Source organism: Methylocystis sp. Se48 (assembly GCF_056269425.1).
Map to the genome: position 1 here is coordinate 826,331 of NZ_CM149850.1, position 25,015 is coordinate 851,345.

Here is a 25,015-nt window from a genome sequence, read left to right on the forward strand (position 1 = left end):
CATCTGCCAAATAGGGTGCGGGAGGTTGGCGTTGGACGTTTCACTCGCCAACCGGGTCAGGTCCGGAAGGAAGCAGCCCTAACGAGCTTGAGCGGGTCTTCGTCCAGCCTCCTACCGTGGTTTCCGTCAAGGCGTTCGGCGCATGAGCGAGGCGTCCTACCACGGTTCCCGCCAGCGTTAGGCGGTCGAGTTCGACGCGACGCCGGACCTTAATCGCACCGTTGCCTGCAATTGCTCGCGCCGTCGGCGGCACGACGCAGCGTTGAGCTTTACGCCGGCTGGAAAGGTCCGCCTCAACAAGGGCGCGGAAGCGTTGAGCGAATATCGTTTCAACACGAAGAAGATCGGCCATCAGTTTTGCAAAATTTGCGGGATCGAGTCCTTCGTCTATGGCGTTGGGCCGGTCGGCGCGGTGAACGTCAACTGCCTCGACGGCGTCGATCCGCGCGCGCTGAAGTCAGCGCCTTACGGGGCGCAGCCTCCGAATTTTTGCGGGGCCGCGGTGGAAATGGCGGCCGCGACCCTTTAGAATTTCGCCATGGACGACGCGCTGTTCTCTGACCCGCAAGGCGCCGGCGCGCCCGCCGCCGCCTATCGCGTTCTCGCGCGCAAATACCGCCCATCGAGTTTTGCGGATCTCATCGGCCAGGAGCCGATGGTGCGCACGCTTGAAAACGCTTTCGATCTCGGCCGCATCCATCAGGCCTATCTGCTCACAGGCGTGCGCGGCGTCGGCAAGACCACGACCGCGCGCATCCTCGCCCGCGCCTTCAATTACGAACTGCCCGAAAAGGACGGCCGCCCGGCCATCGACCGGCCCACGATCCACATGCCGGAACTGGGCGTGCATTGTCAGGCCATCATCGATTCGCGCCATGTCGACGTTCTGGAGATGGACGCGGCGTCCCATACCGGCATCGACGACGTTCGCGAGATCATCGACAACGCCCGCTACCGCCCGGTGATGGCGCGCGCCAAGGTTTATATCGTCGACGAAGTGCACATGCTCTCCAAAGCCGCCTTCAACGGCCTGCTGAAGACCCTGGAAGAGCCGCCGGAACATGTGAAATTCATCTTCGCGACGACGGAAATCGACAAGGTGCCGGTCACCGTGCGCTCGCGCTGCCAGCGGTTCGACCTTCGCCGCATCGACGCCGGGCTGCTTGCGGAGCATCTTCGCAAGATCTGCGAGAAGGAGGGCGTCGAGATCGAGTCGGACGCGCTCGCCATGATCGCGCGCGCCGCGGAAGGCTCGGTGCGCGACTCGCTGTCGCTGCTCGATCAGGCGATCGCCTATGGCTCGGCGCATGGCGCGGGGGGCGCGATCCGCGCCGACGATCTGCGCCTCATGCTCGGCGTCGCCGACAAGTCGCGGGTGATCGACCTGTTCGAGGCGACCATGGCGGGCGATGTCGCCAAAGCCATCGCGCTGCTCGAAGAACAATATAACGGAGGCGCCGATCCGGCGCAGGCCTTGCTGGAAATGGCGGAGTTTGCGCATCTCGCGACGCGTCTGAAGCTCGCGCCCGAAACCGCGCAATCGGCCGCGCTCACCCCCGAGGAGCAGCGGCGCGGGCGGGAGGCCGCCGAACGCCTCTCCGTTCCCGCGCTCACGCGCGCCTGGCAAATCCTGATGAAGGGCGTCGACGAGCTGCGCGGCTCGCAACGCCCCCTTCAGGCGGCGGATATGGTGCTGGTGCGGCTCGCCTACGCCGCCGACATGCCGACGCCGGCCGAGGCGCTGAAACAATTGGGCCATGGCGCGCCGGGCGGCGGAGGGACGCCGGCGCCGGCGCCCGCGCCGCCGCGCGGAGCGCCCGTGGCGACGGGCGGGGCCGCGCCAGCGATGCGCGGGCCTGTCTCCGCCCGTCCCGCCGTCGCGCAGCCCGCGCCCGACGCGCCGGGACGCGCCATCGCAAGTTTCGGGGCGCTGGTCGCGCTGGCCGAGGAAAAGCGCGACATTCGCCTCAAGCTCGCGCTGGAATCAGAAGTGCGTCTCGTCCGGTTCGAGCCGGGCCGCATCGAATTCGAACTCGCGCCCGGCGGCTCGCGCGATCTCGCCTCCGTCCTGACGCAGAAATTGCAGCTGTGGACGAATCAGCGTTGGATGGTGTCGGTCGTCGCCGCCGGCGGCGCGCCGACGCTGAAGGAAAAGCGCGAGGCGCAGGAGCGCGAGCGGCGCTCCGGCCTCGAAGCCGATCCGGTCGTCGCGAGCGTGCTCGCGGCGTTTCCCGGCGCGCAGATCGTCGCCGTTCGCGGCAAGGAGGACGCCGCTCGCGTCGAGACGGACGAGACGGCGGATGTAGGCTATGACGACCTTTCGGCTCCCGAGGAAGATTGAGGAGAAGCGTCGATGGTGGACTTCATGGGCCTGATGAAACAGGCGCAGCAAATGCAGGCCAAGCTGGCAGAGGCGCAGCTCGAACTCGAGAACACCGAGGTCGAGGGAGAGGCAGGCGGCGGCCTCGTCAAGGTGCGGCTGACCGCCAAGGGCGCCATGAAGGCGGTCTCAATCGATCCGAGCCTCGTGAAAGCCGACGAGAAAGAAATTCTCGAAGACCTGATCGTGACCGCCCATATGCAGGCGCGCGCCAAGGCCGACGAGCTGATGGCCGAGAAGATGAAGGCGATGACCGGCGGCTTGCAACTGCCGCCCGGGTTCAAGCTGCCGTTTTGATCCCTTCCCCGCGATCGCGGGGAGAGGCGGAGGCTGCGCATGAAGAGAGAGCATGGCTGATCGCGTCGCCGGTCCTGAAATCGAACGCCTCGTGCAGCTGCTTGCGCGCCTGCCGGGCCTCGGGCCGCGCTCGGCGCGTCGCGCCGTTCTTCATCTCATCCGCAAGCGCGAGGAATTGCTCTCGCCTCTCGCTGACGCGATGGCCGTCGCGCGGGAGAAAATCGTCGCCTGCCCGGCCTGCGGCAACATAGATACGAGCGACCCCTGCACGATCTGTCGCGACGCGCGGCGCGATCCCTCCATCCTCGTGGTCGTGGAGACGGTTTCGGACCTCTGGGCCCTGGAGCGCGCGGGGCTGCTCAACGCGCGCTATCACGTGCTCGGCGGCGTTCTGTCGCCGCTCGACGGCGTCGGGCCGGAGGATTTGACGATCGCGCGTCTGATCGACCGCGCGCGGGGAGGGGAAATCCGTGAGATCGTCCTTGCCGTCAACGCCACCGTCGACGGCCAGACGACTGCGCATTACATCGCCGATCTCCTCGCGCCCACGGGCTTGAAGGTGACGCGCCTTGCGCATGGCGTGCCGGTCGGCGGCGAACTCGACTATCTCGACGAGGGCACGCTGGCGACGGCGCTGGAGCGGCGGACGGTTTTCTGATCCGCCGCCGTTGCGCGTCTCGCAATGCCGCTTATTTCGCCGGCGTCCTGGCGGCGATGATCTTGCCGAACTCCTCGACGCTGATCTCGCCGGCGTAACGGTCGCCGTTCACGAAGAAGGTAGGCGTCGAATTCACGCCGAATTTTTCGGCGGCGCGATTTCTGACCTCATTGACCTTTTTGTAGAGTTCCTGGTCCTTCAGCACCGCCTCGAACTTGTCCTGGCCGATTCCCGTCTGCTTCAGGACATTGGCCAGACCGTCGAGCGGCTTGTCGACGAAGGCCCAGTTCTTTTGCTGCGCGAAGAGCAGATCGACCGCCGCGTCGCGCTTGTCGCCGAGTTCACGCGCGAGCATGAAGGCGGCGGTGGCGAGCGGGTCGAGCGGGAACTCGCGCAGGATGAATTTCACCTTGCCCGTGTCGATGTAGTTCTTCTTCAGCGCCGGATAGACCTCGTGATGAAAGGCGGCGCAATGGCTGCAGGTCATCGAGGCGTATTCGACGATCGTCACCGGCGCGCTGGGGTCGCCCTGAACGATGTCGGGCAGCGCGTTCGGCGCCATCAAATCTTCGATCGCGACCTTGCCGGCGGCGGATTTCTCAGCCAGGGCGGGCGCCGCTCCGAGGACAAGAACGCTCGCGGCGGCGGCGAGGAGACGGCGGCGGGAAAGCGCGAAAAACGAAAAGAACATGTCGGGCCCATGGTGTGAATGGAGAGCGGAGCGACCATAGTCTCTCCGCCGATTGTGGCAAATCGAATTCGGACGCGCGGCCGGGCTCACAGGCCGGGCGGAATGCCGTGTTTGGGCTGCACGAAGTAATAGAACATGCCGATGGCCGCGACGACGACCCCGAACCAGAACACGACGTCGCCGATCATGAAATCCTGCATGCCGAAACTTGCGACGCTGATGACGAGGCCGACGATGGCGAACCACAGCGGCGACTGGCTGCGTTCCGGCTCTTTGGGTCGTTGAGACATGTTTTCCTCCCCGATCTGTTTTCTTTCATCTTAACCCGGCCTTCGACGGCGATGAAGGGGCGCCGGGAACGGGCTGATTTCCGCAATGGCGCCACTGACTGAAAATGCCATGGCGCCGCTGAATGTATTGTGTATGTATTAGCATGGCGGTCATTGTGTAGAGGCGGTCTCTATGGCAGTTTTCTCCTGGCCGATCTCGGACGATGACCTGACCATGCGCATTTCCTTTGCTTCCGCTTTCCTTCCCGCAGCGACATCTGCGCTGGTTGTGGCCGCGGTAGGGGCGATCGGTTTCATTGCCGGCCAGCCATGGCTGTTTCCTAGCCTCGGTCCGACCATGTTCATTATGGCGACCGCCCCCGAAGAGCACGCCGCGCGGCCCTGGAACACATTCGTCGGCCACGCCATTGGCGTCGCCGCAGGTTTCGGCGCCCTTTTCCTTTTCTCCGCGCAGGAGACGCCGTCGGTCTTCGCGGCGGACGCCCTTTCGGCAAGCCGCGTCGCGGCGACGGCGCTCGCAGTGGGCGCGACCATTCTGTTTCAGTCTCTTGCCGACGCCAGGCACCCGCCCGCCGCCGCAACGACGATGCTGATCACGCTCGGCGGCGTGAAGCCCGCATGGGGCACGGTCGTGACGATCGCCGTGGGCGTGACGCTGGTCGCAGGCCTCGCTGGCGCGGTTCGGTCGTGCGTCCGCTGGCGGCGCGAGGCGGCGTTCGAGAGGCCGGAGATGGCAAAGCAGCCCGACCTCGAGCCCGGCCGTTGAGAGCGCCTCGTCTCGGCGTCAGCCTTTGCGGCGCGGAACGAGATGCAGGAATCTCGCAAGCCGGCGCTCCGTCAGGAAAGCGAGACTGAAGAGCTGGACCAGATTCTCCGCTTCGATGAGCTCCAGGCCGATGCTGGCCGGAACGACTTCTTTCCGCGTGCCGAAGATGATGTCCCACACCGAGAGAACGATCCCGTAATTGCTGTCGTGCTCCGATCTCAACGTCGAGTGATGGGCGCGATGGAGATGCGGCGTGATGATGACATAGGAGACGAGCCTCTCGCCGGGGAAGGTGAAATTCCCGTGGTGGAAAAGGACGAAAAACATTCTGACGATTTCGCATACGACGACGATGCTCGCGGGCACGCCGAACAGCACCACGCAAACACATTTCACCAGAACTTCCAGAAACTGATCGAAAACATGGAATCTGAGGCCCGTCGTGACATGGTAGCTCTTGTCGCTGTGATGAATTTTATGAAACCGCCAGAGGAATTCGTATTTGTGCCCGAGGTAATGCCACACGTAGACGGCGAAATCGAAGAGAATGAAGCTCCAAATCCATTTGACCGGGCCGTCCTCCATGCCGCCGAGCAGGCCATATTGCGCATAATTCGAAGCGACCAGCAGCAGGCTCGAAACGGAGAAAATGCTCATGATGACATTGTTGACCAGAAAGGCTCCCGTGTTGGTCGCGAAGGATTTTTTGAGGGCCTCCTTCGGGACGGGCATGTAAGGAAATTTCTTTTCCACGATGAGCAGGACCGCGAACAGCAAGACGGCCCCGCCAAAAAAATAGCCTTCGATCCCCGGCGCGCTCATTTCAAAACTCCCGGCAAAGGCTCGAACGGGCCATACCGGGCAAACGGCCCAGCCGCCCGCGAGCGCGATAGATGACGGCGGGCGTTCCCGCGCTGCCCGCCCACTCCGCCGGAACCCGCCCATGCAATCATCCGGAGAATGGCTAGGATTGTCGGTTACATCCCGATATTGATGGTTTATATGAGCCAATAGCAATGGTCTATCAAGACTGTCGGGAGGAATTCATGCTCGGGATCGGGGGATCGAAACCTCTCGCCGGATCCGCGGAGGACGTGATCGACTGTCAACCATCGAAGGTCTACGAATTCATTGGGCCCGGCTTTTTCGAGAACTACCCCAAATGGTGCCCCCAGGTCGTCGAACTCGAGCAATTGTCGCCGCCGCCGGTGAAGGCGGGGGCGAAGGGCCGGCAGGTCACGAGAGATCGCGGGATCGACAGCGAATCCACCTTCGAAGTCTCCGAATACCTCCCAGAGAGCGCCTTCGAAATTTCCGGGATTTCCGAACCTTTCCGCGCGTCCTACGTCGTGTCCCCCGAGGGCGAGGAATCCACGCGCGTCGCCTTCACCTTCGAGCTCAAGGAAATCGACCTCGTCATGCGCCCTTTTCAAAAGCTGATCCGGGCGGCGCTGGAGGAGGGCGCGCTTCAGACCATCGAAAACATCAAGCGCCTGCTCGAAGACGGCGCCATCGCCTGACGCGCTCTCGATAGAAAACAGAAGTCCAGGGAGGAAACTATGTTCGTCGTCCAGAAGGATCGCGGCGTTATTCCGCATGTTCTGACGCAAATCCTCGACTCCTGCGTCAATGGCGTGACGCTCACCGACCCCGATCTCGAGGACGCGCCGATCGTCTACGCCAACAAGGCGTTCGAAGACATGTGCGGCTATACGCAGCAAGAGATCGTCGGCCGCAATTGCCGGTTCCTTCAAGGAACGGACCGCGACCAGCCCGAACTGAACCGTCTCCGAGAAGCGATCCAGAAAGGCGAGCCGGTCGAGGTCACGCTCCGCAATTATAGAAAGAACGGCGATCTCTTTTACAATCGCCTCGTGGTGAAGCCGCTCTTCGACGCGCGGGGAAACGTCGTCTATTTCCTCGGCGTCCAGTATGACATCAGCGAGCAGGTCCGTGCGCAGGAAGAAATCAAGGCGCTGTCGGAGAAGCTCACGCTCTCGGGCGTCTGACGTCGCGCCAGAGGCGTGGCCCGCCTTCCTTGCGCGGCGGACTCATCGCGTCATGAGCCGCTGAACCAATTATATCCCTGCTTCTCCCAGTAGCCGCCCGGATTGTCGTTGGTCACGAAAATCTCCGTCACGAACTTGGGATTCTTGAATCCGAGTTTCGTCGGAATCCGAATCTTGACCGGGTAGCCATATTTCGTCTCCCCCGGTTTTTCCGGAAAATCCAGGACGAGCAATGTCTGTGGATGAAGCGCAGTCGGCATGTCTATGCTCGTCCAATATTTGTCGGCGCATTGAAAGCCGACATATTTCGCGGTGAGATCCGCGCCCACGCGGTCCAGAAAGGCTCTGAACGGGACGCCGCCCCATTTTCCGATCGCGCTCCATCCTTCGACGCAGACATGGCGCGTGATCTGGGCGACTTGCGGCAAGTTTCGTAGCTCGGCGAGCGTCCACCCGCGTTTGTCTTCGATCAGACCTGACAGGCTCAATCGGTATGACGCGCCGTCGATGACCGGCGCCAGCGCTTCCTCGTAAAAGGCGTTGAAGGGGAAGGGCGTCGTAACTTCCGACTCGGGATAAGTCGGCGCCAGCTTGTCGGCGTCGAACAGCGCGGCCTGAACGCGATCGTTCCAACGCGACATCGACCACAGCAGCCGGTCCACCGCATCCTCGTCTTTCAGCGTGCATCCCGAGAGAAGCGACAGCGCGCCAAGCGAAAGGCCCTGCTTCAGAAAGAGCCGGCGCTCGACGCGTTCCAGCTGCGGTTTGAAATCGGCAAGCGAAGGTCGTTTTGATTTCGGGTTCGCTGTCATCGTCGATCGAGCCTTTCCAGCTGTCCTTTCGTCAACCGGCCCGTGAACATCGATTTGATCACGCCCTTGATGGCGAACGCCATGCTCACATGGATCAGGATGAACGTCGCCAGCACCGCCATCCCATAGAAGTGCACGTAGCGCGCCTGATCATAGCCGCCGAAAAACGCCGCCAGGTTCTGGAACTGGACCGGCTTCCACAGCGCTAGACCGGAGAAGAAGAGCAGCGCCATGTCGATTGCGACGACGACATAGAGGACGCGTTGCGCGACATTGTATTCACCGGTTCCGTGGAACAGCAGCCGGCGCATTTCCAGCTTGACGTTTCTGTAGGCCGCAATCGGTCCGATGTTGAAAATCTTGTGGAGAAAATGACCGGAGAACACGCCATAAAGCAGATAAGCGAGGCCATTGACGAACAGCAGCCACATCACCGCGAAATGCCAGGCCAATGCGCCGGCGAGCCAACCGCCGAGCGTCAGTTCCGCTGGAAAGCGGAACGGGTAAAGCGGCGAGGCGTTGTAAATCCTGAGCCCGCTCATCAGCATGGCGATGGCGGCGAAGGCGTTGATCCAGTGCGTGACGCGCACGAAGAGAGGGTGAATTATTTTTTCTTTGTTCCCCCTCTGGCTTGCTCGAGATTTTTGCGGCAACTGAGCCCACCTCCCTTTCTTTGATAGCCGGGCGCGCGGCGGGGGGAATGCGATCTTCCGCCAAAATGGCTGCAGTTCAAGCCAATGCAGAATTCAAAAAGAAAGAGATGAAGGGTTCCTCACGCTTTGTCCCAGGCGCGCGGCGCGCCGGGCTCCTCTCCGAGACGCGTCACCCGCGGCGCAGAGGTCGGAGGCGCGTGCACGTCATCGAAAACCGCGCGCCACAAATCCTTCCCGTATATGTCAGCGCAAAGGCCGTCTCAGTCTGAGGGAGAGCCGGGCGCGCAATTCCCGCCGCAGCGCGTCCGCGCCATTCCAGCAAATGCGCCCCGCGTCGCGCACATGAAAAAAGGCGTCAGCACAAAATATGCCGACGCCTGACCCTTCGCTTCTAAACGCTATATGTTGGTCTTGTAGCGTTTGTTTTATTAGCGCGAATAGAACTCGATGACGAGGTTCGGCTCCATCTGGACCGGGTAGGGCACTTCCGTCGCATGGGGGACGCGGGTGAGCTTGGCGGTCATCTTGGAGTGGTCGACATCGTAATATTCGGGCACGTCGCGCTCGGCGAGCGCCACCGACTCGAGAACGGTCACTGCCTGCTTCGAGGATTCCTTTACCTCGATTACGTCGCCAACCTTCACGAGGTAGGAAGGAATATTGACGCGCTTGCCGTTGACGCGGATGTGGCCGTGATTGACGAATTGGCGCGCGGCGAAGACGGTCGGCACAAATTTGGCGCGATAGACGATCGCGTCGAGACGGCGCTCCAGCAGGCCGATCAGATTGTCGCCCGAATCGCCCTTCATGCGGATGGCTTCGGCGTAATACTTACGGAACTGCTTCTCGGAGATGTTGCCGTAATAGCCCTTCAGCTTCTGCTTCGCCTTGAGCTGCGTGCCGTAGTCGGAAAGCTTGCCCTTGCGGCGCTGACCATGCTGGCCGGGGCCGTATTCGCGGCGATTCACGGGGCTCTTCGGGCGGCCCCAGATGTTCTGGCCCAGGCGGCGGTCGAGCTTGTATTTGGCTTCTGCGCGCTTCGTCACGTTACTTTCTTCCTCTCATGGTCGCGTTTGCGCGAGAGAGGCGAAAATACAGCGAGCCGCCCGGAGCGGATGGCCCGGGGCGTCATCGTGATCCGCGTCTCCCGCACGCGCCCGGCGGCGCCGGACTCGGGAACGCGCCCTCCTCTGCCGTGGAACCGGCCGACAGGCGTTCGGGATAGAACGCCACGGGTGCTCGCCCGGCGCGGACTTGCGCGTCAGGCTGAAGGCGGACTAACGGAAGCCGTCTCCCCAGTCAAGAAAAAAGCCCGGAGAACCAGGCTTTTTTCCAAGATCAAAACGGCAGGCCCTCGTCATAGGGCGCGATCACGTTCTGCGGCGGCCGCTGCGGCAGGGTTTCCTGCATATACCAGCTGCGCTGATTGGCCTCGACCGGATCCTGATTGAAGTAGGTCTGCTGAAGCATGTAGCGGTTCGTGCTGCCGACCGGAACCTTGTTGCCCGGCTCCAGCCAGCTGCGCTGGTCGAGGCCGGCGCGGCCGCGGCCCTCCTCGATCCCCCGGCTATAGGAGAGGTCGCGGTTCTGCTGAACCGAATAGCCTTGCTGGCGATTGCGCGATTTGGCGAGCGCGTCTCCTCCCGCGGCCATGGCGACCAGGCAGGCGAGGCCCACCGACATTTTGAACCTCTTGCGCATCTTCGGTTTCTCCAGCTCGACGCTTTCCGGACATCATATAGGATCGTTTCGCAAAAGCGATACGGGCTTGCGGCTCCTCTCAGTTTTTCGCGGCCTCAGGGTGAACGGCTGGCGAACGCGCGACGGCGTGGCCCTTCTTCGCCGCCGGCTTGGCGCGGGCGGCCCGGTGCGGCGGAATGGAGGCCGTCACATCGTCGCGCGAGACGTTCTGGCAGCCCTTGCCGCGGGCGAGTTCCGCGTTGAGGAAGAAGTCGTTGAGCGGCTTGTTGTCGCCGCCCGCCGAGTAGTTGAGCTTGTCGAGGATGCAGCCGAAGGCTGCGCGGTCGATCGGTTTCGCGGCGGCGCCGCAGGCAATGGCGGCGATTTCGAGCGGCGCCTTCGTCTCGACGAGCCGGGCCGCGAGGCAGGCGCGTTCGCTCCCTTCCGCGCCCTCGCCGCCGGGTTGCGACAGACGGATATCCGCCGCTTCGAAGGCGCCGAAGCGGGTCGTCAGCGCGCCCGGCTGGCCGATTTTCGCGACGTTGAGGCCGACCGCCTTGGCGTGACGCGTCATGTCCAGGAAGAAGTCCGCGTTCGTGACCTTCGGGTCGAGGTCCGGATGCACGTCGACGCGCAGGAAGGGCGCGCCCAGCGCGAACTGGCCGACGGTCAGACTGTCCACGCGCGGTTCGCCGTCCCTGGTTTCGCCGACGGCCGCGACCTTCTTTTCGCGCTCGAACTCGGGCGCATCGACGTCGATCCCTGCGGCGTTTTTGACCGTCAGGGCGGATTCGAGATCAGTTGGCGCCTTGGCGGCGATCTTCGCGGGGGATTCTGCGGCGGGGACGCTCGCGTCCGCCATCGCCTGAGGTCCTGCGGGACGTCCGACGAGGAGCGCCGCAGCGGCGAGAATGACCGAGGCGCCGGCGCCCATCCCCAAGGCCGCGCGTACGCCGGCCGGCCGGGCGCGGAGCGGGCCCGCATAGGGGGGAGGGGCAAAATCAGGGTCGAAAAAGTTCGCACTCATGACGCAACTCCGGCGCTAGCGCAAGTTGGGCGCATTCGGGATGCGCCGGATATTGCCGGCTTTGCAGAAAACTAACGTTAACGCCGGGCAAAGCCGGGTTTTATGGTGAATGAAGCGTTGACGGGCGAGGCGGCCCAAAAAGAAAAGGCCCGCGCGCGGGCGCGGGCCTCGTCGATGTCTGCAAGAACGGGGAGGCTTATTTATTCCTCGCCCTTCTTTCCCTTCTTGGCTTCGCCTTCGCGAGCCTTCAGCGCCGCGCCGAGAATGTCGCCGAGCGAGGCGCCGGAGTCGGCCGAGCCGTACTGGGCGATCGCCTCTTTCTCCTCGGCGACTTCGAGCGCCTTGATCGAAACGGCGATCTTGCGCGCCTTGCGGTCGAAGAGGGTGACGCGCGCGTCGACCTTCTCGCCGACGGCGAAGCGCTCGGGACGCTGGTCGGCGCGGTCGCGGGCGAGTTCGCTGCGCTTGATGAAGGTCGTCAGATCCGTGCCCGCGATCTTGACGTCGATGCCGGAGTCCTTGACCTCGATCACCTCGCAGGTGACCACGGCGCCCTTGCGGACGTCGCCGCCTTCCTCGCCGCCGCCCACGGTGGCGAAGGGATCGCCCGCGAGTTGCTTCACGCCGAGCGAGATGCGCTCCTTCTCGACGTCGACGTCGAGAACCTGAGCGTTGATCACGTCGCCCTTCTTGTACTCCTCGATCACCTGCTCGCCCGGACGGTTCCAGTCGAGGTCGGAGAGATGGACCATGCCGTCCACGTCGCCATCGAGGCCGATGAAGAGGCCGAACTCGGTCTTGTTCTTGACCTCGCCGGAGACGGTCGAGCCGACGGGGTGCTTCTCGGCGAAGGCCTCCCACGGATTCTGCAGGGTCTGCTTGAGGCCGAGCGAAATGCGGCGCTTGACCGGATCGACTTCGAGAACCTGGACGTCGACTTCCTGGCTTGTCGAGACGATCTTGCCGGGGTGGACGTTCTTCTTGGTCCAGCTCATTTCGGAGACGTGGACCAGACCCTCGATGCCCGGCTCCAGCTCGACGAAGGCGCCGTAGTCGGTGATGTTGGTCACGCGCCCATGGAACTTCGCGCCGATCGGGTACTTGGCCTCGATGCCCTGCCACGGATCCTCGAGCAGCTGCTTCATGCCGAGCGAGATGCGGTGCGTCTCGTGATTGATCTTGATGATCTTCACCCTGACGGTCTGACCGATGGTCAGCACCTCGGACGGATGATTGACGCGCCGCCAGGCGATGTCGGTGACATGCAGCAGGCCGTCGATGCCGCCGAGATCCACGAACGCGCCGTAGTCGGTGATGTTCTTCACGACGCCGTCGATCACCTGACCTTCTTCGAGGTTCGCTACGATCTCGTGACGCTGCTCGGCGCGGCTCTCCTCGAGCACGGTGCGGCGGGAGACGACGATGTTGCCGCGGCGGCGGTCCATCTTCAGGATGTGGAAGGGCTGCGGCACGTTCATCAGCGGCGCGACGTCGCGGATCGGACGGATGTCCACCTGCGAGCGCGGCAGGAAGGCCACGGCGCCGTCGAGGTCGACGGTGAAGCCGCCCTTGACCTGATTGAAGATGACGCCCTCGACCTTCTCATTGTTCTCGAAAGCCTTTTCGAGCTTGACCCAGCTCTCCTCGCGGCGCGCCTTGTCGCGCGAGATGACGGCTTCGCCCAGCGCGTTCTCGACGCGCTCCAGATAGACCTCGACCTCTTCGCCGACCTGCGGGGCGGGATCGCGGCCATAGCCGGTGAATTCCTTGAGGGGGACGCGGCCTTCGGTCTTCAGACCGATGTCGATGACGGCGACGTCTTTCTCGATGGCGACCACGCGCCCCTTGATGACGGAACCTTCGAAGGCCTCGTTGTCGCCGTAGCTCTGCTCGAGGAGGGCGGCAAAATCTTCGCGCGTCGGCGCGCGATCGGTCGTAGCGGACATTTGTTCTCCTGGGGGCCCCGGTCGGGGCGGCGCCGGCTGAAGGTTGGCGTTGCGGTCGGTTTCCGGCGATCGGAACGTCTCTTGGCGTAGAGCGCACAAAGAGACGAAAAGTTCGTAACCGAACTGGCCGGCGCGGCCCGAGGGTCGAAAACCAAGTGAATTGCGCAACGAGCCGAGCCCGCGGCGCGGCGATTGTCTAACAGCGGACCGTCTCCACGGCAAGCGCTGCGGTTCCGACTTCGTTGCTGCGGCGCGGCGGATGAGCTATTGCATTGCGGCAACGGCTTTGATTCCCGGCCACGAGCCGTTAGCCATGGCGCGGGCATGGCCGCCGTCTGGCGAAAATCTCGCTGGCGCATTCTGGACCGGGTGCTAATCTTTGCGGCAGTGGCGTGGTCTTTGCTTTACAATCGGGCGACGCGCCGCGCAAATTTTCGGAGTTTCGCTTATGTCGATGAAGATTGTCGCCCGCGCCGCGATCGCCTCCGCAGCGGTGTCCCTCGCCCTCTCGGGCGCCGCGCCCGCCGCCGCCAAAGGCAAGGCGCGCCAGTCGAATCCCGCAGCGACCGGGAAGATGGCCTGCGGCGGCAAAGGCGCCTGCGGCGCCAAGCATCAGTCCGGCGCGCAGTCGCCCAATGGCGCGCCGGCGGCGCAGACGGCGCCTGCGACGGGGCCCGCTCCCGCCGCCAACATGCCGGCCAATTGACGTCTTTCGGCGCGGCCAAGGCATCCGCCGCAGCGTGCGCCGTGTCGCCCCCCGGGGGCATTTCAGAGGAGAAACAGATGAAGTCGAAGGTCGTTTCCGGAGCCGCGCTTGCCGCAGCGGCTGTCGGCCTGGCGCTCAGCGGCGCGGTCGTCACGCCGGCCGCCGCCCATGGGTCGCACGCCTGCTCCATGGCTAAGGGCCAGTGCGGCGGCAAGATGAAGTGCATGACAAAGACCGGCGTCTGCAAGCACAATGTCGGCTCCAGCAAGGCGGCCTGCCGTCACGGATGCCATCACAAGGCCAAGTGCCATCACAGCAAGGGCGCTTGCCACCACAAGGCCAAGTGCCACACGAAGTAAGCTCGCGCGCCGGCTCTTCGTCCCGGGGGGCCGGCGCGATTGCGGCGCCCCGGCCGCGCTTCGCGGCGGCCGGGAGGAGGACGACAAGATGCAGAAACCGGCGCCGCTGGGCTACGGCCTCGGCCTCAGACCCGTCTATTACGACGAAATTCTCTCGACGAATCCGCCGGTGGACTGGTTCGAGATCATATCAGAAAATTACATGCTGGCGGGCGGGCGTCCGCTCTCGATGCTGGAGCGCATACGCGCCGACTACCCCATCGTGATGCATGGCGTGGCCATGTCGCTTGCTTCCACCGATCCGCTGGATTTCGACTATCTGGCCGAACTGAAGGCGCTCGCCGAGCGGGTCCAGCCGGCATGGGTGTCGGACCATGTCGCCTGGACGGGCGTGCACGGGCTGTCGCTGCATGACCTCTATCCGATCCCCTACACGCGCGAATCGCTCGATCACGTCGTCGAACGCATCCGCCGCGTTCAGGATTATCTGAAGCGTCAGCTCGTCGTGGAAAACGCGTCCACATACGTCTCCTTTGTCGACTCCGAGATGAGCGAGCAGGATTTCGTGCGCGAGATGGCCGAACGCGCGGACTGCCTGCTGCTGCTCGACGTCAACAATGTCTTCGTGTCGAGCTTCAATCACGGGTTCGATCCAATCGCCTTCCTCGACGGCGTCCCGGTCGACCGAGTCGTCCAGTTTCACATGGCGGGCCATACGAACCACGAGACCCACCGGGTCGACACGCACGACCAGCCGGTCTGCGAGGAAGTGTGGGCGCTCTATGAACATGCGCGCCGGCGCTTCGGCGACGTCTCGGCGATGATCGAGCGCGACGACAATTTCCCGCCTTTCGAGGAACTGCTCGGCGAGCTTCAGCGCATGCGCGACATCGACGCCCGCATCGCGGCGGAGCGGGCGCTGACCGCCGCATGAAACTCGCGGAATTCCAGTCCCTCTTTCAGGCGCGCATTCTCGCCGGCCCCGGCAAGGAAGACGCGCCGCTGCTCGCGGCGCTGCGCCCGTCGACCCGCGGCGCCGGGCGGGAGGCGCTGCTCGGGGTCTACCAGACCGGCTATCGCGCCCGTCTGGAGAGTTTCTTCTACGAGGACCATCCGGGCCTCCGGCGGCTGCTCGGAGACGAGGCGTTCGAGGAGTTGATCGGCGCCTTCGTCACCGACAATCCGCCGCGCAATCGCAACGCCCGCTGGTACACGACCGGCCTGCCGGACTACATGCGCGCGCATCCGCGCTGGCGCGACGACAGGGCCGCCGTCTCGATGGCGCTGTTCGAGCGCGCCATGGTCGACGCCTTCGACGCCCCGGACGCTGAGCCGCTGACGATCCAGTCTCTCGCGCCCTTTGCGCCAGAAGACTCGCCGCGCCTCGTCTTCGCTTTCGACCAAAGCCTCATCCTGCTCGAACTCGCCGCCGGCACGCTCGCAGCCTACGCCGCGGCGACCGAAGAGACGGAAGAAGAAGACGCGGCGGAATCCGGAGAATCCGCGACGTCGGGCGATGGCGTCGAGACGGTCGCCGTCTGGCGCCTGAACGAGGAAACCGCCTTCCGCGAGCTGGACCCCGACGAATATGTCGCGCTGAACGAAGCCAGAGCGGGACGCGCCTTCGGCGACATCTGCCAGATGGCCGCCTTTCAACAGGCGGGCGAGATCGAGCCCCAACGTCTCGCGCAATTTCTCGCGAGCTGGTTCGAGGAAGGCATGATCGTCGGCGTTTCGTTGCAGGCTTAACGCCGCCAGATTGCGAATCATCCTTTAAATCGCTAGCAATCTCTTCTTGACGCAGGCGCACAGCGTGCGGCGGCTCATTTGCGAGCAGGGAGATTTTCTATGGCCAAGGCAAAAACCACCAAGGCTGCGGCGACCCGGAAGGTCGGCAAGGCCGAGGCGCCCGCCATTCGTCCGGTCAAGGAAACCATGACGAAATCGGCGCTCATCAATCTGCTCGCCGAGCAAAACGACATTCCGCGCAAGACCGCCGCCGCCGTTTACGCCACGCTCGAAGGCGTGTTCCTCGGCTCGGTGCATCCCAAGGGCGTGGGCGAATTCACCCTGCCGGGCCTTCTGAAGGTCACGCTCCGAAAGGTGCCGGCGCGCAAGGCTGGAACGCTCGTGCGCAATCCCGCCACGGGCGAGATGGTGAAGGCCGCCGCCAAGCCAGCCAGCGTTCGCGTCAAGATTCGCGCGCTCTCCAAGCTGAAAAACGCCGCCACGAAGTAATGCGCGCCGCTCCCTGTCGCGTCCCATCGGCCGCGGCGGATGGGACGAGGGTTTTGCCATGGCGGACCGAATTCTCGAAGGACGCAAGGCGCTCGTCGTCGGCGTCGCCAATGCGCAGTCCGTCGCCCATGGTTGCGCCAGAGCGCTTGGAGAGGCGGGCGCGGCGCTTGCGTTGACGTGGCTGAACGAAAGGGCGCGGCCCCACGTCGAACCGCTCGCCCGCGACATCGGCGCAGAGATTGTCGCGTCGCTCGACGTGACCATTCCCGACCAATTGGAGGAACTGTTCGAGACCATCCGTCGCCGCTGGGGGCGTCTCGACATTCTGGTGCACTCTATCGCCCATGCGCCGCCCGCGGATTTGCGCGGCCCGCTGCTCGATTGCTCCCCCGAGGGCTTCGCGCGCGCAATGGACGTCTCCTGCCATTCCTTTATTCGCATGGCGCGGCTCGCAGCGCCGATGATGACGGACGGCGGCGCCATGTTCGCGATGAGCTTCCTCGGCGCGGCCCGCGTCGCGCCCAATTACGGCCTCATGGGCCCCGTGAAGGCGGCGCTGGAAGCCTCCTGCCGCTATCTCGCCCATGAACTCGGGCCGAGAAACATTCGCGTCCACGCTTTGTCGACCGGCCTGCTCCCGACGCGGGCGGCGTCCGGGATCAGGGATTTCGATCAGATGCGCCGCGCGTGGGCGGAAAGGGCGCCGCTGGGCGAGATCGACGCGCTCGACATCGGCCGGACCTGCGTGTTTCTGGCCTCGCCTTTCGCGCGCCGCCTCACGGGCGAGACGATCCATGTCGATGGCGGGATGCATCTTTTCTGACCAATTTTTCCCGTGACGTTCGACTTTCACAATCGGGCGCTATCTAACGTTCGAAGAAAAAGACAGGGAGCCGGGGTTCGACGGTCGATGCGGGATGAAGGGACGCGCGCCTCGGGGCGGCATGTGGTCACGGTCGAGGGCCTTCAGGCGCTGATCGACTGCTTGCGCGGGCGGGGCTTCAGCGTCGTCGGGCCAACGGCGGTCGAGGGCGCGATTCTTTTCGAGGAAATCGACTCTGTCGAGGAACTCCCGCTCGGCTTGACGGACGCGCAGGACGCCGGGCGCTACGAATTGCGCCGCCGCGACGACGACGCGCTGTTCGGTTACGCCGTCGGCCCGCATTCGTGGAAGAAGTTTCTTCACCAGCCCCTGCTGCGCCTGTGGCGGGCCGAACGCCGGGACGGCGGGGTGGTCGTCGCGGCGCAGGAGCCGGACGCGAAAAGCTACGCCCTTCTTGGCGTGCGCGCCTGCGACCTGCGGGCGATCGCCATTCAGGACCGGGTACTCCTCGGCGGCGACTACATTGATCCGCATTACCAGGCGCGGCGCGAACGCGCCTTCATCGTCGCCGTGAACTGCGGCGAGGCCGGCGGAACCTGTTTCTGCGCGTCGATGGGCGCGGGGCCGAAGGCGCGCGCCGGATATGACCTCGCGCTCACGGAGCTTCTCTCGCCGGACGGCCATTTTTTCCTGATCGAGGCCGGTTCGCCGCAGGGTGAGGCGACGCTCGCGCAATTGCCGCGTCGGCCGGCGACCGAGGCGGAGATCGCCCAAGCGGAGGAGCTCGTCGCGCGGACGGCGGAAAATATGGGCCGGCGGATGCCGCAAACGGACGTTCACGCGCTTTTGTCGCGCAATTTTCAGCATCCCCGCTGGGAGGATGCGGCGCAGCGCTGTCTCTCCTGCGCCAATTGCACCATGGTCTGCCCGACCTGTTTCTGCACCTCGGTGGAGGACCACAACGATCTCGCAGGCGTCGAATCGTCGCGCACCCGCCGTTGGGATTCCTGTTTCACCATGGATTATTCTTACATCCACGGCGGCGCCGTTCGGCCGGGCGTGGCCTCGCGCTACCGGCAGTGGATGACGCACAAGCTCGCGACCTGGCATGAGCAGTTCGGGTCGTCGGGCTGCGTCGGCTGCGGCCGCTGCATTACCTGGTGCCCAGTCGGCATCGACATTACGGAAGAAACGCGCGCCATCGCCGAGAGCGAACAAGCCAGCGGAGCGAGCCTTGGAAAATCTTGAGCGCATCCTCTCGGGGCACCCGTTCTTCGCCGGCCTCGACGACAATTTCTGCAAGCTCGCGGCGGGCTGCGCAAAGAACGCCCGGTTCGAGGCGGGTCAATTCGTTTTTCATGAAGGCGAGCCGGCGGATCATTTCTATCTCATTCGCGAGGGCCGGATCGCCTTGCAGGTCTCGGCGCCGGGACGCGGAGAGTCGACCTTCCTCACTCTTGGTCCGGGCGAGGTTTTTGGCATAAACTGGCTCGTGCCGCCTTATCTGTGGAGCTATGACGCGAGGGCGCTCGAGCTGACGCGCGCGCTCGCGATGGATGCGACCTGCCTGCGCAACAAATGCGAGGCCGACCATAGTCTGGGCTACGATCTCATGAAGCGCCTGATGCCGGTTCTCATCGAGCGGCTGCACACGGCGCGCCTGCAGATGCTCGACCTCTATCGCGCCCATGGCTGACGCGCTGGTCGATCCGGGGCAGGCGGCGGCCCTCGCCCAGCCCATGGTTCCACAAATCGCGCAGGTGCGGCGCCGGCGCCGCGACGCGCCCGACGCCTGGACGCTCGAACTCGACATGGGGAACGGCGCGCCGTTCCGATACGCTCCCGGCCAGTTCAACATGCTCACCGCCTTCGGCGTCGGCGAGGCGGCGATCAGCATGAGCGGCAATCCCGCGTCCGGGCCGCTCACCCACACCATCCGCGCCGTGGGCCCGGTGTCGCGGGCGCTGACGCAACTGCGGCCGGGCGATACGCTGGGCGTGCGCGGGCCTTTCGGCGTCGGCTGGCCGATGGCGGAGGCCGAGGGCAAGGATGTCGTCGTCGTCGCGGGCGGGCTCGGCCTCGCGCCGCTGCGGCCGGCGATCTACCGTCTGCTCGGCGATCGCGCGCGTTACGGCCGGGTGACGCTGCTGCTCGGGGCGCGCACGCCCGCCGACATCGTCTTCCGCCACGAAGTCGAGGCGTGGCGCGGCCGGTTCGACGTCGAGGTGGAGGTCGTGGTCGATCACGCCGGGCCGGAGTGGCGCGGCCATGTGGGCGTCGTCACGACGCTGATTTCCCGCGCCGAGTTCAACGCCGCCAACGCCGTCGCCTTCGTCTGCGGGCCAGAGGTCATGATGCGCTTTTCCGCCATGGCGCTGCGCGAGAGTGGCCTCGCAGAAGAGTCGATCCATCTTTCCATGGAGCGCAACATGAAATGCGCCATCGGCCAGTGCGGGCACTGCCAGCTGGGCCCGGCGCTGATTTGCCGGGACGGGCCGGTCTTCACCTATGCGCGCCTGAAGCCGCTCATCGCGATCAAGGAGTTGTGACATGGCGGCGGCGAAAAAAAAGCCGCGCGTTGCGGTGTGGAAATTCGCCTCCTGCGACGGCTGTCAGCTCAGCCTGCTCGATTGCGAGGACGAACTGCTCGCCATCGCCGGCGCGATCGACATCGCCTATTTTCCCGAGGCGACGCGCGCCTCCGTGAAGGGCGTCTATGATCTGTCGATCGTCGAGGGTTCGATCACGACGCCGCATGACGCCGAACGCATTCAGGACGTGCGCCGCCGGTCGAAAAAGCTCGTCACCATCGGCGCCTGCGCGACCTCGGGCGGCATTCAGGCGCTGCGCAATTTCGCCGACGTGCGCGAATTCGCGTCGATCGTCTACGCGCATCCGGAATATATTGCGACGCTCTCGACCTCCACGCCGATCGCGGATCATGTGCGGGTCGATTTTGAATTGCGCGGCTGCCCGATCGACAAGCGGCAGCTCGTCGACGTCGTTTCCGCCTTCCTCGCCGGTCGTCGTCCCAACACGCCCGCGCACAGCGTCTGCATCGAGTGCAAGCTGAAGGGCAATGTCTGCGTGATGGTCGCGAAGTCGACGCCCTGTCTCGGTCCCGTGACGCACGCCGGCTGCGGCGCGCTCTGTCCCTCCTACGATCGTGGCTGCTACGGCTGTTTCGGCCCGAAGGAGACGCCCAACGCTCCGTCGCTGAGCGCGGGGCTCGGGAAGATAGGCATGGACGCGCGCGCATTGGAGCGCGTTTATCGCACCTTCAACGCCAATGCCGAACCCTTCCGCGAGGAGAGCGAACGCTATGGCGCGCAAGACCATCAAGGTTGACTATCTCGCCCGCGTCGAAGGCGAGAGCGCCCTGAAGGTCGTCGTGCGCGACGGGAAGGTGCGGCGCGCCGAGCTCAATATTTTCGAGCCGCCGCGTTTCTTCGAGGCCTTTTTGCGCGGCCGCCATTACGCCGAGACGCCCGACATCGTCGCGCGCATCTGCGGCATCTGTCCCGTCGCCTATCAGATGAGCGCCGTCCATGCTCTGGAGAATCTTCTCGGCGTCGCCGTCGACGGCCCGTTGCGCGAATTGCGCCGGCTTCTTTATTGCGGCGAGTGGATCGAGTCGCATACGCTGCATGTCTATATGCTCCACGCCCCGGACTTCCTCGGCTACGAGGGCGCGATCGACATGGCGCGCGATCATGCCGAAATCGTCAAGCGCGGGCTGGAGCTGAAGAAGGCCGGCAATGAAATCCTGCAATTGCTCGGCGGGCGCGAGATTCATCCGATCAATGTGCGCGTCGGCGGCTTTCACCGCGCCCCGCGCAGGCGCGAATTGGCGCCGCTCGCCGAAAAGCTGAAATGGGCGCGCGACGCGGCGCTGGAGACCGTCCGCTGGACGTCTTCCTTCGATTTCCCGGATCGCGCGCGCGATTATACGTTCGTCACGCTGCGTCACGAACGGGAATATCCGTTCAACGAGGGACGCATCGTCTCGAATCGCGGCGTCGACATCGCCGCCGCCGATTTTGACGCGCATTTCGAGGAGGCGCACGTTCCGCACTCGACTGCGCTCCACTGCCGGCTGCGGGATGGCGGCGGCGCTTATCTCACGGGCCCGCTCGCGCGCTTCAATATGAATTTCGGCCAGCTGTCGCCGCTCGCGCAGCAGGCCGCGCGCGAGGCGGGCCTCGGCGACGGCTGCCGCAATCCCTACAGGAGCATCGTCGTCCGCGCCGTCGAGATTCTTTACGCCTGCGACGAAGCCTTGCGCGTGATCGAAGCCTACGAGGAGCCGGAGCGGCCGTTCGTTGCGATCGAGCCGCGCGCGGGCGTGGGCCATGCGGCGACGGAGGCCCCGCGCGGCATGCTCTATCACCGCTACGAACTCGACGCGCAGGGAACGGTTCTCGACGCGCGCATCGTGCCGCCGACGTCGCAAAATCAGGCGTGCCTCGAGGAAGATCTCGTCGATTACGTCGGCGGCTTTCTCGATCTGCCGGACGACGAGCTGACCCACAGATGCGAGCAGACCGTGCGCAATTACGATCCCTGCATTTCCTGCGCGACGCATTTTCTGCGTCTCGACATGGATCGCGAATGACAAAGACGCGAACCAAGACTGCGCCGGTCGTCATCGGCGTCGGCAATCCGGATCGCGGCGACGATGCGGCCGGCCGTGAAGTCGTCCGCCGGCTTCGCGGTCTCAGCGCCGCAGAAGCGCGCATTGTCGAGATCGAGGGCGAGGCGACGGCTGTGCTTGCGCGGCTGGAGCGCGCCGGCGCCGTCTGGCTGATCGACGCCAGCTTTTCCGGCGCGCCGCCCGGGACGATCCGCCGCTTCGACGCCGCCGCGACGCGCCTGCCGCGATCGGCCTTCGGCATCTCCTCCCACGGCTTCGGACTCGGCGAAGCGCTGGAACTGGCGGAGACGCTCGGCATGCTTCCCGAGCCATGCGTCGTCTATGCGATCGAAGGCGGCAATTTCGATGTTGGCGCGCCATTGTCGCCGGATGTGGCGCGCGCGGTCGAGGAAGTCGCTGAACGCGTGCGGAGGGAAATCCTTTCTTTCGTCAGCGCAGGAGTTGGCGCGCGTGCATGAAGCTCATCTGATGTCGGATCTCATGCGCCGGGTGCTCGACCTCGCCGCAGCCGAGAAGGCGCGGAAGGTCGTGAAGGTCTCGGTCTGGCTCGGCGCGCTGTCGCACATGTCGCCGGCGCATTTCGCAGAGCATTTCGCCGCGGCGAGCCGCGGCACGATCGCCGAGGGGGCGGAGCTAGAGGCGGAGGAGTCGACCAATATGCGCGATCCGAATGCGCAAAGCATTCTCATCCGCAGCGTCGACGTCGAGACATGACGCGGCTCGCGACGCGACCGGAGGCGGCCAGCGCGCGGATAAGGCGTCGCATCGTCCTCGGCGGCCGCGTTCAGGGCGTGGGAATGCGTCCGTTCCTTTATTGTAACGCTACCGCTTCGGGGCTGTCCGGCTGGGTGAGGAACGCTCCGCAAGGCGTCGTGGTCGAGGTGGAAGGCGGGCGCGACAGCGTTTCGGATTTCATCGAGAGGCTGCGCGCGTCGCCGCCGCCGGGCGCGCGCATCGACTGGATCGACGCTGAAGCGACTCCCATAGTCGGCGAGGATGGATTCCATGTGCTGACAAGCGACGCCGGCGGTTTGCCTGAGACCGAGGTCTCGCCCGATCTCGCGACATGCGGCGACTGCCTGCGCGAACTGTTCGATCCGAAAGACCGCCGTTATCGCTATCCCTTCATCGCCTGCGCGCATTGCGGTCCGCGTTATTCGATCCTCGAATCTCTTCCCTATGATCGTGCGCGCACCTCCATGCGGCGTTTCGCCATGTGCGAGGCGTGCCGAACGGAATATGAAAACCCGGCGGACCGTCGTTTCCACGCCGAGCCCATCGCCTGTCCCGCCTGCGGGCCGCGGCTCGACTTGCTGAACGCGCGAGGGGATCGTCTCGCGAGGGACGACGCGGCGCTTGCGCAAACGGCCGCCGCCTTGCGTGCGGGCGGCATTGTCGCGGTCAAGGGCGTCGGCGGATTTCATCTCTTTGCGGACGCGCGCAACGACGGCGCCCTGCGCCGGCTGCGCTTGGGAAAACGCCGCGCCGAAAAGCCCTTCGCCGTCATGTATCCGACGCTCGACGACCTGCGCGCCGATTGCCGCGTATCGCGGGAGGAAGCCGAACTGCTCGAAAGCGCCGCAAGTCCGATCGTGTTGCTGCGCCGCTCCGCGCCGCGCCTCAGCGCGCTTGTCGCGCCGGGCCTGCCATGGCTCGGCGCGTTCCTGCCCTATGCGCCGCTTCATCATCTGCTGTTGCGCGATCTGGGTTTCCCCGTCGTTGCGACGAGCGGCAATCCGGGCGGCGAACCGATTGTCGCGGAAGAAGGCGAGGCGCTCGAAAGATTGAGCGACGTCGCCGATTTGTTCCTCACGCACGACCGGCCGATCGTGCGGCCAATCGACGATTCCGTTTTGCGCGTGGTTGCGGGGCGCGCGCTCGTTCTGCGCCGGGCGCGCGGCTATGCGCCCGCTCCGATAAGGGTCGACGGCGTATCGTCCGGCGTCGTCGCCGTCGGCGGTCATTTGAAGACGACGATCGCCGTCACGCGCGCCGACGTCGTGATATTAAGCCCGCACATCGGCGATCTCGAAGGCGCCGGCGCGCGCGCGGCGCATCGTCGAGCGATCCAAGATATGCTGGCGCTCCACGGCGTCTCGCCGCGTCTTGCGGCCTGCGATCTGCATCCGGATTATGCTTCTTCGGCCTGTGCGGAAAGCCTCGACGTTCCGGTTGCGCCGGTCCAGCACCATCTGGCCCATGTGGCGGCCTGCATGGCGGAGAATGGCCTTGCGCCGCCGTTGCTCGGCGTCGCCTTCGACGGCGCAGGCTTTGGCGCCGGCGGCGGCCTGTGGGGCGGCGAATTTCTGTTGGTCGAGAAAGGGCGTTGGCGGCGCGTTGCGCATCTGCGTCCGTTCAGATTGCCCGGCGCCGACGCGGCGATGCGCGAACCGCGCCGGGCGGCGTTCGGGTTGCTCTACGAAGTGTTCGGGGAAAGAGCCGCGTCGCTGACCGGCCTTGCGCCCGTCGCCTCTTTTTCCGAAAGCGAAAGAGCGGTGATGACGGCCATGGTGAAGAGCGATCTCAACGCCCCTTTGACCACGAGCGCGGGGCGGCTGTTCGACGCTTTCGCGGCGCTGGCGGGACTGCGCCAGCGTGCGAGCTACGAGGGACAGGCGGCGGCCGAATTCGAGGGCGCGGCCGAAGGCGTAAACATGCCGCCCTATCCGTTCATTCTGGCCGACGGGGCCGGGGGGGCGCTCGTCGTCGATTGGCGTCCCGCGCTCGATGCCGCGCTCCGCGACATTCGCGCGGGACATGGGGCGGGCGTCGTTTCGGCCGCCTTCCATCTGGGTCTCGCCCGCGCCATCGCGATGGTTGCAGAACGATTTAACGAACGTCGCATTGCGCTTTCGGGCGGCTGCTTCCAGAATGCGCGGCTGACGGAAGCGGCGATCGACGCGCTGCGCGCGGCGGGGATCGAGCCGTTCTGGCATCGGCTGGCGCCGCCGAACGACGGCGGTCTCGCGTTCGGCCAGGCGGTCTGGACGGCGTGGAGCGAGAAGGGCGGAACGCAATGTGTCTAG

General features: G+C 64.8%; 29 protein-coding genes, 1 other RNA gene and 1 pseudogene. 22 read left to right on the plus strand and 9 right to left on the minus strand.

Going from position 1 to position 25,015, the window contains the following annotated elements:
* Positions 1-19: 19 nt before the first annotated feature.
* From ffs to recR, 5 genes and pseudogenes are all read left to right on the plus strand, one after another.
* Positions 20-116, plus strand: an RNA gene (gene ffs / locus ACV959_RS03930) — signal recognition particle sRNA small type.
* Positions 117-196: 80 nt separating this feature from the next.
* A pseudogene (locus tag ACV959_RS03935) lies at positions 197-529 on the plus strand (GFA family protein); the annotation flags it as partial.
* 9 nt (positions 530-538) lie between these two features.
* On the plus strand, positions 539-2,341 hold the full coding sequence (locus ACV959_RS03940; RefSeq protein WP_475738614.1) for a DNA polymerase III subunit gamma/tau: 1,803 nt from the start codon (positions 539-541) through the stop codon (positions 2,339-2,341).
* A 12-nt stretch (positions 2,342-2,353) separates the two neighbouring features.
* The gene (locus ACV959_RS03945) at positions 2,354-2,677 is read left to right on the plus strand and encodes a YbaB/EbfC family nucleoid-associated protein (RefSeq protein WP_475738615.1); all 324 of its coding nucleotides are present in this window, start codon (positions 2,354-2,356) and stop codon (positions 2,675-2,677) included.
* Positions 2,678-2,729: 52 nt separating this feature from the next.
* The gene (gene recR / locus ACV959_RS03950) at positions 2,730-3,335 is read left to right on the plus strand and encodes a recombination mediator RecR (RefSeq protein ID WP_475738616.1); all 606 of its coding nucleotides are present in this window, start codon (positions 2,730-2,732) and stop codon (positions 3,333-3,335) included.
* Positions 3,336-3,366: 31 nt separating this feature from the next.
* Here recR and ACV959_RS03955 read toward each other — a convergent pair whose 3' ends face one another.
* The gene (locus ACV959_RS03955; protein WP_475738617.1) at positions 3,367-4,026 is read right to left on the minus strand and encodes a DsbA family protein; all 660 of its coding nucleotides are present in this window, start codon (positions 4,024-4,026) and stop codon (positions 3,367-3,369) included.
* An 86-nt stretch (positions 4,027-4,112) separates the two neighbouring features.
* Positions 4,113-4,316 (minus strand): hypothetical protein, encoded by a 204-nt coding sequence (locus ACV959_RS03960; protein ID WP_475738618.1) that lies wholly within the window; start codon positions 4,314-4,316, stop codon positions 4,113-4,115.
* Positions 4,317-4,488: 172 nt separating this feature from the next.
* Between ACV959_RS03960 and ACV959_RS03965 the strand changes: the two genes are divergently transcribed.
* The gene (locus ACV959_RS03965) at positions 4,489-5,082 is read left to right on the plus strand and encodes an HPP family protein (protein ID WP_475738619.1); all 594 of its coding nucleotides are present in this window, start codon (positions 4,489-4,491) and stop codon (positions 5,080-5,082) included.
* 18 nt (positions 5,083-5,100) lie between these two features.
* Here the strand turns inward: ACV959_RS03965 and ACV959_RS03970 are convergent, their stop codons facing one another.
* Positions 5,101-5,904, minus strand: coding sequence for a sterol desaturase family protein (locus ACV959_RS03970; protein ID WP_475738620.1), 804 nt, complete (start codon positions 5,902-5,904; stop codon positions 5,101-5,103).
* Positions 5,905-6,098: 194 nt separating this feature from the next.
* On the opposite strand from ACV959_RS03970, the gene ACV959_RS03975 reads away from it, so the two are divergent.
* On the plus strand, positions 6,099-6,602 hold the full coding sequence (locus tag ACV959_RS03975) for an SRPBCC family protein (RefSeq protein WP_475738621.1): 504 nt from the start codon (positions 6,099-6,101) through the stop codon (positions 6,600-6,602).
* 39 nt (positions 6,603-6,641) lie between these two features.
* Positions 6,642-7,091: a PAS domain-containing protein gene (locus tag ACV959_RS03980; protein ID WP_475738622.1), complete on the plus strand. Its 450-nt coding sequence runs from the start codon at positions 6,642-6,644 to the stop codon at positions 7,089-7,091.
* Positions 7,092-7,141: 50 nt separating this feature from the next.
* Here the strand turns inward: ACV959_RS03980 and ACV959_RS03985 are convergent, their stop codons facing one another.
* The 6 genes from ACV959_RS03985 to rpsA form a co-directional block, all read right to left on the minus strand.
* Positions 7,142-7,903, minus strand: coding sequence for a molybdopterin-dependent oxidoreductase (locus ACV959_RS03985; protein WP_475738623.1), 762 nt, complete (start codon positions 7,901-7,903; stop codon positions 7,142-7,144).
* On the minus strand, positions 7,900-8,493 hold the full coding sequence (locus ACV959_RS03990) for a cytochrome b/b6 domain-containing protein (protein ID WP_475738624.1): 594 nt from the start codon (positions 8,491-8,493) through the stop codon (positions 7,900-7,902). Before ACV959_RS03990 ends, ACV959_RS03985 begins: the two co-directional genes overlap by 4 nt.
* A gap of 491 nt (positions 8,494-8,984) precedes the next feature.
* Complete coding sequence (gene rpsD / locus ACV959_RS03995) at positions 8,985-9,602, minus strand: 30S ribosomal protein S4 (protein WP_475738625.1); 618 nt, start codon at positions 9,600-9,602, stop codon at positions 8,985-8,987.
* Positions 9,603-9,894: 292 nt separating this feature from the next.
* Entirely contained in the window at positions 9,895-10,257 is a 363-nt protein-coding gene (locus ACV959_RS04000; protein WP_475738626.1) for a hypothetical protein, read from the minus strand.
* Positions 10,258-10,336: 79 nt separating this feature from the next.
* Complete coding sequence (locus tag ACV959_RS04005) at positions 10,337-11,263, minus strand: hypothetical protein (protein WP_475738627.1); 927 nt, start codon at positions 11,261-11,263, stop codon at positions 10,337-10,339.
* Positions 11,264-11,463: 200 nt separating this feature from the next.
* A complete protein-coding gene (rpsA, locus tag ACV959_RS04010) occupies positions 11,464-13,209 on the minus strand; it encodes a 30S ribosomal protein S1 (protein ID WP_475738628.1) in 1,746 nt (581 codons plus the stop codon).
* Positions 13,210-13,657: 448 nt separating this feature from the next.
* Here rpsA and ACV959_RS04015 point away from each other — a divergent pair, with 448 nt between their 5' ends.
* The 14 genes from ACV959_RS04015 (at position 13,658) to hypF (ending at position 25,015) form a co-directional block, all read left to right on the plus strand.
* Positions 13,658-13,915 (plus strand): hypothetical protein, encoded by a 258-nt coding sequence (locus ACV959_RS04015; RefSeq protein WP_475738629.1) that lies wholly within the window; start codon positions 13,658-13,660, stop codon positions 13,913-13,915.
* 77 nt (positions 13,916-13,992) lie between these two features.
* Positions 13,993-14,274 carry a hypothetical protein gene (locus ACV959_RS04020; RefSeq protein WP_475738630.1) on the plus strand — a complete coding sequence of 94 codons (282 nt, stop codon included), beginning with the start codon at positions 13,993-13,995 and terminating at the stop codon, positions 14,272-14,274.
* An 88-nt stretch (positions 14,275-14,362) separates the two neighbouring features.
* Entirely contained in the window at positions 14,363-15,208 is an 846-nt protein-coding gene (gene bufB / locus ACV959_RS04025) for an MNIO family bufferin maturase (RefSeq protein WP_475738631.1), read from the plus strand.
* Positions 15,205-16,023 carry an HvfC/BufC family peptide modification chaperone gene (locus ACV959_RS04030; RefSeq protein WP_475738632.1) on the plus strand — a complete coding sequence of 273 codons (819 nt, stop codon included), beginning with the start codon at positions 15,205-15,207 and terminating at the stop codon, positions 16,021-16,023. The genes bufB and ACV959_RS04030 overlap by 4 nt, the downstream gene beginning before the upstream one ends.
* Positions 16,024-16,122: 99 nt before the next feature.
* Positions 16,123-16,512 carry an HU family DNA-binding protein gene (locus ACV959_RS04035; RefSeq protein ID WP_475738633.1) on the plus strand — a complete coding sequence of 130 codons (390 nt, stop codon included), beginning with the start codon at positions 16,123-16,125 and terminating at the stop codon, positions 16,510-16,512.
* A 58-nt stretch (positions 16,513-16,570) separates the two neighbouring features.
* The gene (fabI, locus tag ACV959_RS04040; protein ID WP_475738634.1) at positions 16,571-17,335 is read left to right on the plus strand and encodes an enoyl-ACP reductase FabI; all 765 of its coding nucleotides are present in this window, start codon (positions 16,571-16,573) and stop codon (positions 17,333-17,335) included.
* An 87-nt stretch (positions 17,336-17,422) separates the two neighbouring features.
* The gene (locus ACV959_RS04045; RefSeq protein WP_475738635.1) at positions 17,423-18,583 is read left to right on the plus strand and encodes a 4Fe-4S dicluster domain-containing protein; all 1,161 of its coding nucleotides are present in this window, start codon (positions 17,423-17,425) and stop codon (positions 18,581-18,583) included.
* Positions 18,570-19,031: a cyclic nucleotide-binding domain-containing protein gene (locus tag ACV959_RS04050; RefSeq protein ID WP_475738636.1), complete on the plus strand. Its 462-nt coding sequence runs from the start codon at positions 18,570-18,572 to the stop codon at positions 19,029-19,031. Before ACV959_RS04045 ends, ACV959_RS04050 begins: the two co-directional genes overlap by 14 nt.
* Entirely contained in the window at positions 19,024-19,884 is an 861-nt protein-coding gene (locus ACV959_RS04055; protein ID WP_475738637.1) for an FAD/NAD(P)-binding protein, read from the plus strand. The genes ACV959_RS04050 and ACV959_RS04055 overlap by 8 nt, the downstream gene beginning before the upstream one ends.
* Position 19,885: 1 nt before the next feature.
* Complete coding sequence (locus ACV959_RS04060) at positions 19,886-20,683, plus strand: NADH-quinone oxidoreductase subunit B family protein (protein WP_475738638.1); 798 nt, start codon at positions 19,886-19,888, stop codon at positions 20,681-20,683.
* Positions 20,658-21,950, plus strand: a complete 1,293-nt coding sequence (locus ACV959_RS04065; RefSeq protein ID WP_475738639.1) for a Ni/Fe hydrogenase subunit alpha — start codon at positions 20,658-20,660, stop codon at positions 21,948-21,950. Before ACV959_RS04060 ends, ACV959_RS04065 begins: the two co-directional genes overlap by 26 nt.
* On the plus strand, positions 21,947-22,447 hold the full coding sequence (locus ACV959_RS04070) for a hydrogenase maturation protease (protein WP_475738640.1): 501 nt from the start codon (positions 21,947-21,949) through the stop codon (positions 22,445-22,447). The genes ACV959_RS04065 and ACV959_RS04070 overlap by 4 nt, the downstream gene beginning before the upstream one ends.
* Complete coding sequence (locus tag ACV959_RS04075; RefSeq protein ID WP_475738641.1) at positions 22,440-22,703, plus strand: hydrogenase/urease maturation nickel metallochaperone HypA; 264 nt, start codon at positions 22,440-22,442, stop codon at positions 22,701-22,703. Before ACV959_RS04070 ends, ACV959_RS04075 begins: the two co-directional genes overlap by 8 nt.
* Positions 22,700-25,015: a carbamoyltransferase HypF gene (gene hypF / locus ACV959_RS04080; RefSeq protein ID WP_475738642.1), complete on the plus strand. Its 2,316-nt coding sequence runs from the start codon at positions 22,700-22,702 to the stop codon at positions 25,013-25,015. Before ACV959_RS04075 ends, hypF begins: the two co-directional genes overlap by 4 nt.